General features: G+C 59.1%; 13 protein-coding genes. 6 read left to right on the top strand and 7 right to left on the bottom strand.

What is annotated here, in order from left to right; translation table 11 throughout:
• Window positions 1-10: 10 nt before the first annotated feature.
• The 5 genes from AB4Z52_RS28350 to AB4Z52_RS28330 form a co-directional block, all read right to left on the bottom strand.
• Window positions 11-484 carry a (2Fe-2S)-binding protein gene (locus AB4Z52_RS28350; RefSeq protein ID WP_442221218.1) on the bottom strand — a complete coding sequence of 158 codons (474 nt, stop codon included), beginning with the start codon at window positions 482-484 and terminating at the stop codon, window positions 11-13.
• A gap of 14 nt (window positions 485-498) precedes the next feature.
• On the bottom strand, window positions 499-1,605 hold the full coding sequence (locus AB4Z52_RS28345) for an ABC transporter ATP-binding protein (RefSeq protein WP_442221217.1): 1,107 nt from the start codon (window positions 1,603-1,605) through the stop codon (window positions 499-501).
• 13 nt (window positions 1,606-1,618) lie between these two features.
• Complete coding sequence (locus tag AB4Z52_RS28340; RefSeq protein ID WP_442221216.1) at window positions 1,619-2,509, bottom strand: ABC transporter permease; 891 nt, start codon at window positions 2,507-2,509, stop codon at window positions 1,619-1,621.
• On the bottom strand, window positions 2,506-3,369 hold the full coding sequence (locus tag AB4Z52_RS28335; RefSeq protein WP_442221215.1) for an ABC transporter permease: 864 nt from the start codon (window positions 3,367-3,369) through the stop codon (window positions 2,506-2,508). Before AB4Z52_RS28335 ends, AB4Z52_RS28340 begins: the two co-directional genes overlap by 4 nt.
• Before the next feature lie 81 nt (window positions 3,370-3,450).
• Entirely contained in the window at window positions 3,451-4,758 is a 1,308-nt protein-coding gene (locus AB4Z52_RS28330) for an ABC transporter substrate-binding protein (RefSeq protein WP_442221214.1), read from the bottom strand.
• A 133-nt stretch (window positions 4,759-4,891) separates the two neighbouring features.
• Here AB4Z52_RS28330 and AB4Z52_RS28325 point away from each other — a divergent pair, with 133 nt between their 5' ends.
• Genes AB4Z52_RS28325 through moaA form a run of 5 tightly spaced genes read left to right on the top strand, consistent with a single transcriptional unit; the run spans window position 4,892 to window position 9,699 of the window.
• Window positions 4,892-5,578: a CoxG family protein gene (locus tag AB4Z52_RS28325; RefSeq protein ID WP_442221213.1), complete on the top strand. Its 687-nt coding sequence runs from the start codon at window positions 4,892-4,894 to the stop codon at window positions 5,576-5,578.
• A gap of 10 nt (window positions 5,579-5,588) precedes the next feature.
• Complete coding sequence (locus AB4Z52_RS28320) at window positions 5,589-6,512, top strand: AAA family ATPase (RefSeq protein WP_442221212.1); 924 nt, start codon at window positions 5,589-5,591, stop codon at window positions 6,510-6,512.
• 2 nt (window positions 6,513-6,514) lie between these two features.
• Window positions 6,515-7,741 carry a vWA domain-containing protein gene (locus AB4Z52_RS28315; protein WP_442221211.1) on the top strand — a complete coding sequence of 409 codons (1,227 nt, stop codon included), beginning with the start codon at window positions 6,515-6,517 and terminating at the stop codon, window positions 7,739-7,741.
• Window positions 7,742-7,781: 40 nt separating this feature from the next.
• On the top strand, window positions 7,782-8,672 hold the full coding sequence (locus AB4Z52_RS28310; protein WP_442221210.1) for an XdhC family protein: 891 nt from the start codon (window positions 7,782-7,784) through the stop codon (window positions 8,670-8,672).
• The gene (moaA, locus tag AB4Z52_RS28305; RefSeq protein WP_442221209.1) at window positions 8,665-9,699 is read left to right on the top strand and encodes a GTP 3',8-cyclase MoaA; all 1,035 of its coding nucleotides are present in this window, start codon (window positions 8,665-8,667) and stop codon (window positions 9,697-9,699) included. Before AB4Z52_RS28310 ends, moaA begins: the two co-directional genes overlap by 8 nt.
• A gap of 489 nt (window positions 9,700-10,188) precedes the next feature.
• Here moaA and AB4Z52_RS28300 read toward each other — a convergent pair whose 3' ends face one another.
• Both AB4Z52_RS28300 and AB4Z52_RS28295 read right to left on the bottom strand, forming a co-directional pair.
• The gene (locus AB4Z52_RS28300) at window positions 10,189-12,147 is read right to left on the bottom strand and encodes an AI-2E family transporter (protein WP_442221208.1); all 1,959 of its coding nucleotides are present in this window, start codon (window positions 12,145-12,147) and stop codon (window positions 10,189-10,191) included.
• An 851-nt stretch (window positions 12,148-12,998) separates the two neighbouring features.
• Window positions 12,999-13,751 carry a FadR/GntR family transcriptional regulator gene (locus AB4Z52_RS28295; protein WP_442221207.1) on the bottom strand — a complete coding sequence of 251 codons (753 nt, stop codon included), beginning with the start codon at window positions 13,749-13,751 and terminating at the stop codon, window positions 12,999-13,001.
• Between the two features lie 93 nt (window positions 13,752-13,844).
• On the opposite strand from AB4Z52_RS28295, the gene AB4Z52_RS28290 reads away from it, so the two are divergent.
• Window positions 13,845-14,774, top strand: a complete 930-nt coding sequence (locus AB4Z52_RS28290; RefSeq protein WP_442221206.1) for a dihydrodipicolinate synthase family protein — start codon at window positions 13,845-13,847, stop codon at window positions 14,772-14,774.
• The last annotated feature ends 11 nt before the right edge of the window (window positions 14,775-14,785 follow it).

The raw sequence follows: 14,785 nt of genomic DNA, 5'->3' as shown, positions 1-14,785 counted from the left end.
TCCTGCCCCCTTACGATGCGTCACGCATGGCAGCGGCGCCAGCGATCACGGATTTGACGATGTTCTGGTAACCGGTGCAGCGACAGATGTTGCCTTCCAGCCATTCCCGGACTTCCGCTTCGGATGGATCGGGATTGTGTTTGACGAGATCGATCGAGGCCATCAGCATGCCCGGTGTACAGAAGCCGCATTGCAAGCCGTGGTTCTCACGGAAGGCATGCTGCATCGGGTGCAGTGCATTCGGACCCTTCGACAGGCCCTCGACAGTCTTGACCGAAGCACCATCCACAGACACGGCCAGCAGCGTGCAGCTTTTGACGGATTCGCCGTTGAGATGGACGACGCAGGCGCCGCACTGGCTGGTGTCGCAGCCGACATGGGTACCGGTCAGCGACAGCGTCTCGCGGATCAGCTCGACCAGAAGCGTCGACGGATCGATATCCACCTTCATTGGGCGGTCGTTCAGGGTAAAGGATATGTCCATGGCAGCGGCTCCGGTTAGGCGAGAAGTTGAGTGCGGTCGATCTGCCAGACGGCGATCACCCGATCGCCGACCGTCATCGCGTCTTCGAAGAAGCGGCGCTCCGGTACATAGGCGACGAACTCTTCCTCGCCGGCCGCCGCCATCATCACCTTGACGAAATTGCCCTGGTATTCAACGCCGAGGATCGTGCCCTCGACCGAGGTCGATCCGGCGGGAATGGCAGAATGTTCGGGGCGCATCAGTTCGACGTCGTCGCGCCTGACGGCGATGTCGAGCGGCTGGCCCATTTCAAGCTTGCGGCTCGACGTCAGCGGGATCGAAATCTCGCTGAACATGTTGCCGGCCATCGTGGCCTTTGAGCCGTTGATATAGTTGACCTTGCCGGACAGGACGTTCTGGCCGCCGATGAATTCCGCGACATAACGGTCCTTCGGCGCCGCATAGATTTCGCGCGCCGGCCCGGCCTGTCGAATTTGCCCCTTGTCCATGACAACGACCATATCGGCCAGCGCAATGGCTTCAAGCTGCGTATGCGTGACATGGATGAATGTGATGCCGAGATCCTGCTGCATGCGGCGTAGTTCCGTTCGCATGCGGATCCGCAGATGCTCGTCTAGCGCGGACAGTGGCTCGTCGAGCAGCAGCACGCGTGGTTCGGTGATGGCGGCGCGGGCGAGCGCCACGCGTTGTTGTTGCCCCCCTGACAGCTGAGCCGGCAGACGGTTGGCGAATTCGGCCAGCCGAACCTTCTCAATCATCGCATCAGCCTTGAGATAACGGTCGGCCTTGGAGAGACCGCGGACACGCAGGGCGAAGGCGATATTATCGCGCACGGAGAGATGCGGAAACAGCGCGTAGCTCTGGAACATCATCGCCGTGCGACGTTCGAGCGGCGCCAGGCCCACCACGTTCTCGCCACCGATCAGGATCTCGCCGACGGTCGGATCCTCATGTCCGGCGACCATGCGCAGGATCGTGCTCTTGCCACAGCCGGAGGGGCCAAGCAGGCAGCAATAGGCGCCATCCGGGATCTTCAGGTTGATACCATCGACAGCATAAGTCTGGCCATCGTAGCTCTTGGCAATGCCGGCGAGTTCGATATCGCCCTTTGTGTTTTTCATAGACTTCTCCATATCAGTGCTCGCCTCGGCCAGCGGCCGCACGACGTCGTTGCAGCCAGACGATCGAGCCCAGGCTGGCGCCGATGATGACGAAGGAAACAACAGTCGAAACCGTGCCTAGGGCATAGAGCGACGGCGAGGTCACATTCAGTGTCATGCTCCAGATCTCCAGCGGCAGCGTGTTCAGAGGCCCCGCGGTCTGTAGCGTCCGGGCAAATTCGTCATAGGAGAGCGTGAAGCCGAACAGGGCTACCGCAATTAGGCCCGGAGCGAGGATCGGCAACACGACGAGACGGATGGTCTGCATCGGCGTTGCGCCCAGATCGCGGGAGGCTTCGTCCCACTCGTTGTTGAAGCGCGACATGACAGCAAACATGACCAGCACGCCAAACGGCAGCGTCCAGGACAGTTGCGCACCGAGCGCCGATGTATACCAACTGGCCTCGAAGCCAAGAATGGTGAAGGCAAGGCCGATGCCGATGCCGAGCACCAGACCGGGAGCCACGAGGCTGCCGATCATCAGATAGAAAACGAACGTATCGCCCCAGAACCGCCGGCGAAATGCCAGACCGGCCATGAACGAGAACACCACGGTGATGACCGTGACCAGCACCGCCAGGATGATCGAGCGCTGGAAGGCGCCGCTGACATCGCCGGCCCGCGACTGCATGAACAGTTCCTCGAACCAGTAGAGCGAGACGCCGCGCATCGGGAAGACGAGCCCTCCCTTGAGGTCCTGGAACGACAGGATGTAGATCGAGATCATCGGGCCATAAAGACCGATGACATAGAGCGTGAAGAAAGCGCTGAGCGCATAGAAGGTCCAGGCACGGCCGCTGGCACGCGGGCGGATGACACGAGCCTTGATCGGGAGAGCCGAAAGCGATGCCGTCATGTCGGTCATTGGGTGATCTCCTTGCGAATGTCGACGATGCGCAGGATTGCTGCAACCATGAGCATGACCAGGACCGTAAGCACGATGGCGCTGGCTGCAGCGCTCGGATATTGCAGCACGCCGATATCCTCATAGAAGGCGCCGACCACCGAGGCTGAGCCGCCGCCGGACATGATCTTGACCACGAAGAAGTCCCCCATGACGATCGAGACGACGAAGATGGCGCCCAGCGCGATCCCGCTCTTGGACATTGGCAGAATGATCAGCCGCATGATGTCCCAGCGGCTGGCGCCGGCATCGAGCGCAGCCTCCACCACTCGCTTGTCGATGCGCGACATCGAGTTGAAGATCGGCACGATCATGAATATCGTCAGCTGGTGGACATAGGCCACGACAACCGCAAAGGAAGAGTACAGCAGGAATTCGAGCGGCTCGTCAATCACATGGGCGCCAATCAGCCCGCTGTTGATCAGCCCCTCCTTGCCGAGCAGGGGGATCCAGGAAATCATCCGGATGATGTTCGACGTCCAGAACGGCACTGTGCAGACCAGGAAAAGCCCCATGGCCAGTAGCTTGCTCTTGACGTGGAACACCAGGAAGTAGGCAACCCAGAAGCCGATAATCGCAGTGAAGAACAGCGTCAGCAGGGTGAATTTCAACGTCTCGTAATAGAGGTTGAAAGTCAGCGACGAGGTGAACACGGTGACGTAGCTGTCGAACGAGTAGTTCGGAAACAGCCCGCCAAAGCCATCCGTCTTCATGAAGCTGGCGATCAGCACGACGATGATCGGCACGACGAAGAACGGGATCAGAACGAGCAGCAGCGGCAGGACATTGAGCCAGCCAGTGACGTTTCGACTGAGTTTCATATCAGAGTTTCCACCAGAGCCTGAAGTGTCCGATGTCCCGCCGCCACGGACGGAGCATCGGGGTATGTGGAGAGCGCTCTATTAGGCGACCTTGAAGTCGTTCCAGCGCTTGTTCATGTAGGCGGCCTCGTCCATCAGGGTGTTCCAGCACGAGATGTTGGTGACGCGATCGACGAACGAGCCGCCGTCGCGGACAGTGCCGGGCTTTTCCATCGGCACGCCGAACGGATCCTTGACCTCTTCCGGGGCCGGCTTGCCTTCGTACCAGAAGGCGTATTCGGCCGAGCTCATGAACTTCTTGGCGGTCGAGGGGACGGGGCTGTAGTAGCCATAGCGGCTAACGAAAGCACCCTGCCAACCGGACATGTACCAGTTGAGATACTCATAGGCGGCTTCAAGCTTCTTGCCGGAAAGATGCTTCATCAGGCCCATGCCGTTGCACCAGCCGCGATAGCCTTCCTTGCCATCCTTGATGTTGACCGGCGCATAGGTGCAGGGGATGTCTTTGACACGAACGGCAGCAACGGCGGGCGACCACATCGACTGGATGACGACTTCGCCGGCGGCCATCAACTGTACTGACTGGTCGAACGTGGTCCAGGTGGCGCGGAAATGGCCGCTCTTCTTCAGCTCGATCAGTTTGTTGATCGTGAAATCAATCTCGGCTTTGGTCATGTTTCCCTTGTTGCCGTACTTGATCAGGTCGGCGCTTTCGAAACACAGCGCCGCGTCCATGATGCCGATCGCCGGAACGTCGAGAATGGCGGCCTTGCCTTTGAATTTCGGGTCGATCAGATCCTTCCACTGCGTGACTTCATGACCAATGAGGTCGGGCCGGTAGCCGATCGAGTCCGCATTGTAGACCTGCGGCACGTTGGTCAGCCATTCGGTGACACCATCATGCAGTTCGGTGGAATCAGGCTTTTCGATATAGAGTGCTTCATAGGGCGATATGCCCTGGCGCGGAATCTTCTTGCCATCGATCTCGCCTTTGGTGAAGATCGGCAGGAAATTGTCGAATTCCTTGATCTTCTTAGCTTCGATGCCCTGGATGACGCCGCGCTTTGCGGCAAGTTTGGCCTGCCAACCCTCGAGGTCGGCAATATCGACCGTGTTGGGCTGGGTGATGAAACGGTTGATGGAGGCAGACGTGTCGAGATTCTGCATCGAGACCTTGAAACCGAGATCCTTCGACGCCTGGTCGCCGATCGCCTTGACGACCGAATAAGAGACGCCGACATGGCGAAGCTCGATGTCCTTGATCTCCTGCGCCCAGATAGTCGGGAAGCCGGTGATCAGGCCGGAACCTGCGGCGGCGCCGGCTGCCGTTGCGCCCGCCTTGAGCAAATTGCGCCGTGATATATTTTTGACGTTCTTGGTTTCTGTCATTGTCTGGGCCTTTCTCCAAAATCGTTGAGTTGAAGCCAGCGCCGGCTGTTGATCAATGAAATGCATCTTTCCTGAAAACAGCAAAATCAGAAAATAAAATACCCGCCATAAGTCTGGCAAATATGCAAAAGCGTTGGGCATAGAGAGCGCAAATATTGTGCAACGCCCTTCTGAATACGCTGAATATCTTGGATTTATGCCGCAACAATATGCATATTGGCGCACCCGTACCGAAAAAAATTTAAGAGGCCATTCCTCTAAAAATTTTCTATTGCGAGCAAAATTATTTCAGCTTATCCAAATAGGGCGTTTGGCGTTCAAGGTCAAAAATCGACCTTTCGGCATTTCTAGGAAAGGCAAAATACCAATGGAAATGAACAACCAGCAACACATTGCCGCCCCCCGGGATCGTGTCTGGGCTGCGCTCAATGATCCGGATGTGCTCCGCAATTGCATTCCCGGCTGCGAGACGCTTGAACGACTCGCCGACGATGAACTGGCCGCAACGGTGGTGCTCAAGGTCGGCCCGGTCAAGGCGAGCTTCAGGGGCAAGGTACGGTTTGAGAATGTGGTTGCGCCGGCAAGCATGACCCTGGTCGGAGAGGGTAGCGGCGGCATCGCCGGCCATGCGCGCGGCTCCGCCAACGTGGCCTTGAACGAGGATGCAGCTGGCACGATGCTGACCTATGTCGTCGACGCGCAGGTGGGTGGCAAGATCGCACAACTGGGTGCACGGCTCATTCAGTCCACCTCGCAGAAACTAGCGGGCGAATTCTTCAACAAGTTCGAAAAACAAGTCGCAGCAACGCCGGTAGAGTGAGGATCGCGCCATGACCACGCCGGCCAATATTCCGAAATCGATCGACGAGACGATCACCCTTCTTACCACCCACGACTACCTGGCAGGCAAGACACTCGCGACGGTGCTGTTTCTATCTTTGAAGATGCGCCGGCCGCTATTTCTCGAAGGCGAGGCCGGTGTAGGTAAGACCGAGATCGCCAAAGTGCTTGCCAAGGCGCTCGACCGTCCTCTGATCCGGCTGCAATGTTACGAGGGCCTCGACATCGCCTCCGCGGTCTATGAATGGAATTATCCGGCGCAGATGCTGGATATCCGCTTGGCGGAAGCCTCCGGCCTCTCCGATCGCTCGCATATCGAAGCCGGCATTTTTTCCGAAAAACATCTGATCCGGCGGCCGGTGCTGCAGGCCCTGTCGTCTCCTGGCGGCAAAGCGCCGGTGTTCCTGATCGACGAACTCGACCGCGCCGACGAGGCGTTCGAAGCCTTCCTGCTCGAAGTCCTCAGCGATTTTCAGGTGACGATTCCCGAACTGGGCACAATCCAGGCAGACGAGCCGCCGATCGTCGTCATCACCACCAACAGGACACGCGAAATCCACGATGCTCTCAAGCGACGCTGTCTGTATCACTGGGTTGATTACCCTGATGCCGCGCAGGAACTTGAGATCATCCGCCGAAAGGCCCCACTCTGTCATGCGACGCTTTCGGCCCAGATCGTCACCTTCGTTCAGAAGCTCAGGACGATGGAACTATTCAAGAATCCCGGCGTTGCCGAGACCATCGACTGGACAAATGCACTGGTTGAACTCGACCAGATTGCCCTTGATCCGCAGACCGTTTCGGCAACGCTTGGCGCATTGCTGAAATACCAGGAGGACATTGCCCGCATCCGGGGTCCGGAAGGCAAGGATGTCGTCGCGGCAATTACAGCCCAGCCATCGGCAGCGATCTGACCATGGGCGCGGATCCCGCCGAAACGCCGGAAGCTCAAGACGGCCTACTCGCCGACGACATCGTCCACTTCGTGCGGGCGCTGAGGATTGCCGGATTGAAGATCGGCCCGGGCTCTGCCGTCGACGCCATTTTCGCTGTCCAGGCCATAGGCATCGGCGACCGGGAGGAATTCAAGGCGGCATTGCGGGCCACGCTGGTGTCGCGACGCGAGGATATGGCGCTGTTTGACGAGGTGTTTTCGCTGTTCTGGATCTCGCCCGAGCAGATCAGGAAAATCAAGCAGTTGATGGATCCGCTTTCGCCGCGCACACCGCGCGATCAGAAGGCCAATCCGGGGCGTACACGCGCCAGCAATGCGCTGATGGAGAGCCGTCGCCGCCCTCCGGACAAGCCGCAGCCGCCGGAAAAGGAAGTGGACGCGCGCTTCACCACATCATCCGGCGAGATGTTGCGCACCCTCGATTTCGAACAGATGTCGCTCGCCGAGATGAACCGGGCCAAGAAGGCGATGGAGAAGATCACCCTGCCCGCAGACAGCATCAAGACCCGCCGCTATGAACGATCCAATGCCGGCAGGATCGATCCGCGGGCAACCATGCGGACCTTCCTTCGCAGCGGCGGCGACCTCATGCTTCCCTCCTTCCGCCAACACCGCGAGATCCAGCCGCCGCTCGTGGTCCTGGCCGACATTTCCGGTTCTATGAGCCAGTACACGCGCATCTTCCTGCATTTCTTCCATATTCTCACCAGGCGTCGCAGGCGGGTATCGACCTTCCTGTTCGGCACGAGGCTAACCAATGTCACGCGCCAGATGCGACTGAGGGATCCGGACCAGGCGCTCGACGAGTGCGCGGCGCTGGTCAAGGACTGGTCTGGCGGGACGCGGATCGGAACCACGCTGCGGGAATTCAACCGCCTCTGGTCGCGGCGAGTGCTGGGACAGCGCGCCACCGTTCTGTTGCTGACCGATGGCCTCGAACGCGACGATATCGAAAGCCTGCGAACCGAGATCGACCGGCTTCACCGCTCCTGTCGGCGTCTCATCTGGCTCAATCCGCTGTTGCGCTTTGACGGCTTCGAACCGCGTGCCGCCGGCATCAAGGCCATGCTGCCGCATGTCGACGAGTTCCGCCCAATTCACAATCTCACCTCGCTCGCCGATCTGGTCAATGCACTCTCCAGCCCAGCAGGCACCACCAACGCAAGAAGGCGGGATCGACATGCTTGAAAGGACCCCGACAAACCCCTTTGACCCTCGACCGGCCGAGATGACCGATTCTTCCGAGCGAATACTGCGCTTCGCCCGCGAAGCGATAGCCGATGGGTTCGATTGCATCCTGGCGACACTCGTGGAGATCCGAGGTGGCGCGGCCCGTGCACTCGGTACGCAGATGGCAATCCGCGATGATGGCCTGTATTGTGGCTACGTTTCCGGCGGATGTATCGAGCAGGCCCTGGCCGCGGAAACGCTTGAAACTTTCAGGACCGAGAACGACCGGTTCGTCCTGTTTGGCGCCGGTTCCTCATATTTCGATCTGCAACTGCCTTGCGGTGGCGGCTTGACAATCCATCTGCATCGACTTCAGGGCACGCATGTTCTGGACGAAGTTCTGGAGCGGCTGGCAGTTCGCGAGCGCATCAGCATGAACTTCAAACCGCACATCGGGATGCTAGAGACTGGTCCCGGATCAGGAACACCGCGCTGGGAAGCGGAAAATTTTATTCGGCCCTATCTGCCGCAGACCCGCATCATATTCTGGGGGCGCTCGATAGAGGTGGTGACCACATCCAGACTGGCGGCGGCTGCGGGCTTTGACGTAGCGATCATCGACCCCTCCCATTCGGATTTTCACCAGATAGAGACCTGCGATCAGGACACGGCCATCGTTCTCCTGCATCATGATGTCGACCGAGAGATTCCCTTTTTGACATCGACGCTGAGAAGCAATGCCTTCTACATCGGCGCGCTCGGCAGCTACAGAAGCCATCAGCGGCGATATCGCGAATTGCGATCCCTAGGCTTTAGCGACGAAGTCATCGGCCGGATAAAAGCGCCGATCGGGATCTTCCCGAAAGGACGGGATTCGTCGTCGATTGCGCTGTCCGTCCTGGCCGATATTGCAGCGACCAGCACGAAAAGGGCTCTCGACAATGGCTGAAATCCATCGCGTTTTCGCCACGCCCCAGCCCTCTCCGCTTGTTGATCCTTTCGGGCGCAAGGTCACCTATCTGCGCGTATCGGTCACCGACCGCTGCGATTTCCGCTGTACCTACTGCATGTCGGAAGACATGACCTTCCTGCCAAGGAAAGACCTGCTGACGCTCGAGGAACTTGAAAGGCTCTGCGTAGCCTTCATCGACAAGGGCGTGAGTAGTATTCGACTGACCGGCGGCGAACCTCTTATGCGGCAGAATATCATGCATCTGGTCCGCGAACTTGGCGCCCGGGTGAAATCAGGTGAGCTGGAAGAACTCACGCTCACCACCAACGGATCGCAGCTTTCGCGCTATGCAGCAGAACTCGCCGCCAATGGTATTCGCCGGATCAACGTCTCGATTGACACGTTGGATCCGAAAAAGTTTCGCGAGATCACGCGGCGGGGCGATCTCGCCAAGGTGTTGGAAGGCGTCGAGGCGGCGCGTCTAGCCGGCATCAGGATCAAGATCAACGCCGTCGCCCTCAAGAATTTCAACGAGGAAGAGCTGCCGGATATCATGCGGTGGGCGCACGCACTCGGTATGGACATGACCGTTATCGAAACCATGCCGATGGGCGAAATCGACGAGCACCGGGCCGATCGCTATCTGCCGCTTTCCATGTTTCGCAAACGCCTCGAACAGCAATTTTCGCTCACGGATATCCCGTTTCGCACCGGCGGTCCCGCTCGCTATGCCAGGGTCTCGGAAACCGGCGGCAAGCTCGGCTTCATCACCCCGATGACGCACAATTTCTGCGAAAGCTGCAATCGCGTCCGGCTGACATGCACCGGAACACTCTACATGTGCCTCGGCCAGACCGACGCGGTGGACCTGCGCGAGGTCCTTCGCTCGACTGACGATCCTGCGGCCTTGTCGAACGCCATCGATGGCGCCATTCGCCGCAAGCCCAAAGGACATGACTTCATCATCGACAGAACCCAGAATCGCCCGGCTATAGCGCGGCATATGAACGTTACTGGTGGCTAGCAAGACCGCCCAAAACGGGTCCACAGATGCGCCAATGCCCCCCGTGCCGGACGCCCTCGGCGGGATCGACATCCTCCTCAACAACGACATCCCGAGTCCGAAATGTCAGCTGCCGGGGGCGTGACACCCATCTGAGGACCGAGTCGCGTTGCCCAGGTCGCTCGCAGATTGCCTTCTTTCCTTCGGATGGCATTCTTTCCTTCGGATGGCAGCCTCCAGATTTTCAGCGTCGCGGCCACGGAACACCAGTTTTTGTGCGATAGCATTTGCGAGTTCCGACAGTTCGAGACCGAACTCGTCGTGAAGCTTCCAGATGTCGAAAACGTCTCTCACGAACCGGTGGCGACAGTCATCACCGAGGCGATAGGGTCGCAGCGACGGATGCAGAAGTAGGCGCTCGCCCTGCCAGGATTGCGGAAGCGATCTGGTCGGTGAGAATTGGCGGCAGAGCCGGCGTGCGCGCAGGGCCTGCCCGATCGTCGGAACTCCTCAGATCGACGCCTCGGACCGCTTGCTGGAGGGTGATCCTCGGCGGGCGATCTTATGCACCACGGTCTTGAGGCTTACCGGCGTGGACGAACTCAAGCCGGAATGGGCAGCCTGGGTGATCGAGGTCGCGACGAAGTCCGCGCCGATCTCCTCGGGATCGATCTGGGCATAATCCTGGCCGTTCGCGGTTGGCAGGAAAATGCCGACACGAAGGGCGGGCTTCAGGCGTTTGAGGCGGCGAACGATCTGGCGGGCACGGGATTTCGAATTGCCGTTGAGGAACGTGACAATCGCCGTATCCACGCCGTCCATGGGCAATGCCAGTGATCCCCGCACAGCGTGGTCCGAATGCAATGCCATGGTGGCGGTGGCGCCCTGAACCTCCAGCACCTGCGAGAGCATGGCGGCGGCGGCGTCGTCCAAACCGCCGCGTCCGCCGATGCAAAGGATCGAACGGCCCTGACCATCGGGAAGCTCGAGTTCGGCCTCGGTCTTTGGAGCTTCCTGCGGCGCGGTCTCTTCCTCGTCCTCCTCTTCGTCTGCAATGTCCGACAGGTTTTCCACCAAGGCCAGGGAGCTAGATGCGACCAGCTCGATCTGCCTCTCCGACATCACGCCGCGCTGACGGTCGAGTTCCGCCAGCAGAAGCGCGGGCATTCCCACCTTGTCATAATAGTCCACGAGATACTCCTCTTCCAGGAACTCTTCCGCGTTGTCAGATGCTTCGTTCGGATCCCCGGCCAGAAGACGCTGATAAAGCTTCTCGTGCGGTTCCAGCACCGGTTCGTTGCCGAGCAGGACGTCGAGGAACCCGAATTGCGGAACATGTCTTCCAAGCACCACGAGGCAGACGGTCAAAGGCGTCGAGAGCATCAGGCCCAGCGGCCCCCAGAGCCACGACCAGAAGATCGCGGAGATGATGATCGCCAACGGCGACAATCCGGTATGCGCCCCATAGAGCCAAGGCTCGACGACGTTGTTGCTGACCAGCTCGGTCGTCAGATAGAGCGCGCCGACCCAGACAACGAGCGACCAACCGGGCGCGATGGCGAGGGCCAGGAACAGCGGAAGGATCATGCCTATGATCGCGCCGATATACGGTACGAAGCGCAGAACCAGCGTCAGCAAGCCCCACAGAATGGCATTCGGGATTCCGAGCGCCCAGAGACCGATGGTGATCGGAACGGCGTAAAGAGTATTCACCACCAACTGCATCAGCAGGTATCTTCCCACCCGCTTGCCTGCGTCCTGGAGCGCGGCGGTGGTTCGGTGGAGGTCTCCCAAGCCGACCAGCCTGATGAACCGGTCGCGCAGGTCCTCACGCTCGAGAAGCATGAAGATCACCAGCACGACGACAAGACCGGCCGTGGCAAACGGGCTGATGAGTGGCAGAAGCAGATTGCCCAGCGTCTGGATTGGATCGGAGCGCGTCACGATCTCGACGGGCATCGGCTTCTGGATCGTCGGCGTCTGGCCGGTCGGCGGCGTCTGGCTTTCAACGGCGCGGGTCTGTATTTCTGCGCCGACGCGTTCAACGGCCTTGCTCAGATGGTCCAGGATTCCGTTGCCGGCGCCCGCCTGGGTCAGCGAATGAACCTTGTCGACGAGGTTTCTCTGATAGGTCGGGATGTTCTCTGCGAGGTTCGTCACCTGCGTCGCCACGACGATGCTGAACACGGCGATCGCACAGAAGGCCGACACGACGGTGAGAAGAACTGCGGCGATCTTCGGTACGGATCGTTTGCGAAGAAACGAGACGATCGGAGCAAGCGTGAACGCCAGGAGCAGTGACAGCGCGAGCGGTACGAATATCTCCTGGCCGAGGCGGAGAATGACCGCCACTCCGATGAAGATCAATATCGTGCGGCCCGACAGCTTGCTGCCAAGCTCGCCTTCGGGAAGCCGATAGGGTCCTACGGACGACGCTCTGGCAATCTTCGAAAGTTCCGTTCCGCTCACCCACCACCCCCAGCATCTGCGAAGAACATTTATGCGCCCGAAAGGGACCGAGGTGCACACCGTGCGCAGGAACGGCCAGTCATACCGCAGGCTGGCTTTCAAGTCCCTGAGCTCGCCTTCCTGCCAGTGATCGACGCTTCGATTCGGCGTCGTCAGGCTGGTGCGTGCAAGCTCCTTGGCCTTTCAATCGCGAAGGCCAACGACAGTCCCGGCCTCTCATTTGGGTGTGTTGTTTTCGAAGCAGTCCGCGCAAGAGGCGATCGAATGGCTGGAACATGAAGTCTGGATCAATCTTGTCGTTACCGGCTCCACCATGCCCCGAATAAGCGCGGATCGCAACTCGCCAAAGCCTCCCGCTGTGCCTGCGAGCGGCTAGGCAAAGGTGCGTGAGGTGCCAACAAGGATCCGGCGCGTCTATCGGAGCAGTTCACGCAGGCGCAGCTCGATGAAATCGCTGTCAAGGCAGTCACACCCTAAAGGTCGAGCCGTGAGTTTTTCCATCCACATGCATCTTTTCTCTGCCGCCTGCGTTCTTGATCCACCAGGTGCCGAAACAGGGGACATGCAGGAGAAAATAATGCGCCAGAGCTATAGCCCCGAGCACCCTCAAGCTCCAACCGATAAGGCGCGAGCCGCCGCGCTGCTCGCCTGGAAGGAAACGATCTGAGGGCCATGTGATGAAGCAAGAGCCGCCAAGGTGGCGACCCCGGCATTTAAGAAATGCTCGGGATCGTAATACATCGAATCGTCAACCCTACCCCCCGGTGTCGATTAGAGCCCGTTAACTTTACGATGCCCAATTTTGACTTTCGCCCGCGCTCGATAAACAAAAATCATGTAACCGAAAGCAGTCAGCGGTCTCTCTGGCTATCGGTTACCCGCTGCCTCAGACGGTCTAGGTGGTAACGCATGGCAAGTTCGGCGCCTTGCATGTCTCGCTGCTCGATCGCCCTGTAAATCGCATAATGCTCGTCAAACACGCGCTTGGCACGCTCTGGGCTGCCCTCGCGTGTGAGGCTGAGCGCCACAGTCATTCCGCGTTCGATAAGACCATGCAGTGTCTGCAGCACCTGTAAAAAGAGAACGTTGCCGCTCGCAGCCGCAACCGCATGGTGAAATGCAAAGTCCGCGGAAACCGCCAGATTGCCCGTATTCATCTCCGTCCTGAAGGCATTCAAGGCGGTTTCAAGGTCGGCAAGCTGAGAAGCGGTATGACGAAGCGCTGCCAATGCGGCAGCCTGGCTTTCAACAGCCATCCGCAGTTCCACACAGCGTAGCATTTCAGAGACGTCTGACGGCTCGGCAAAACGTGTGAGGCCTTCGGGTGGCCGCTTTTGAACAAAGGTGCCAGCGCCCTGACGAGGTGCGACAAGACCATCAGCTTGTAAACGCAATAGAGCTTGGCGGACGACGGGACGGGACACGTTGAACAACTGGCACATCTGATTTTCGGAGGGAAGTCGATCGCCCTCGCGCAAAACCCCGGACACGATCTGCTGGAGAATCTGCCCGTAAAGCTTGTCACCTAAACGTTCTTTTCTCTGTGGGGTGAAAATCAGACCAGCCACCTGTTCCTCGTTTGCCGCCTGTATTGGTGTGAACATGATAGTCTTATCGCGCCCTTGACTTGTCTGCAAACTTGTAAATATAAATTACATGTTAGGCGTTCGTCACGCAGCATTAGATGGAAGTACAATATGGACCAAGTCAACACGTCATTGAGAAAAGCGTTATGCGGTGTGTCCGGGATTCTCGTCACGCCGTTCGACAGAGATGATCGCATAGCTCCTAAACGCTTGACCCCGATCGTCGATCGGGCTGTCGCGGCAGATGTTGGAACATTGGTTTCGAATGGCAACACCGGTGAATTCTACTGCCTGACAACGGCTGAAGCCGAGGCAATGGTACACGCGACGGCGGAGATTGTTGATGGCCGCCTTCCACTTGTCGCCGGGGTGGGCCGCGGCATTCAGGACGCGCTTGCACTGACCAAAGCGTCCCGTATCGCGGGTGCGTCAGCACTTATGGTGCACCAGCCGCCGGATCCATTTGTATCTCCCCGCGGCGTCGTCGCCTATGTGGCGAAGATTGCGGAAGAAGGCCAGGGTCTTCCCGTTATCCTCTATCTCCGCGATGACGGAATAGGACCAGATGCCATTTCGGCTCTTTGTGCGATCCCGAACGTGGTCGGCGTCAAATGGGCGTCAGCGTCTCCGCTCCGCCTCAGCGAAGCGATGCAGGCGAGCGATCCATCTATCGTTTGGGTCGGCGGGCTTGCGGAAGTCTGGGCCCCGGCGTTCTACGCCGTCGGCGCAAGAGGGTTTACCTCTGGATTGATCAACGTGTGGCCGGAACGATCCGTCGCCATCAACACCCTCTTAGAGAACGGCGACTTTAGCGGCGCTAACGCGCTGATCAGGGGCATGTCAGCCTTCGAGGCGCTGCGAGCCGATGAGCGCAATGGTGCAAACGTCTCCGTCGTCAAGGCGGCGCTGAAGTTGCTCGGACAGGATTGCGGGCCGCCGCGTGTGCCTGCAGCTTGGCCTCTGTCCGCAGAAGCGGATGGGAGGCTTTCGACACTTCTGGCGGAATGGCCGGTTTCAAAGCCTCTCGCGCACGCGAGCTAGCGACGGACTTC

This window comes from Rhizobium sp. 2YAF20 (assembly GCF_052114685.1).
Lineage (GTDB): Bacteria > Pseudomonadota > Alphaproteobacteria > Rhizobiales > Rhizobiaceae > Rhizobium.
Note: the sequence above shows the minus strand (reverse complement) of the source record. Positions and strands in the feature narration are given on the sequence as shown.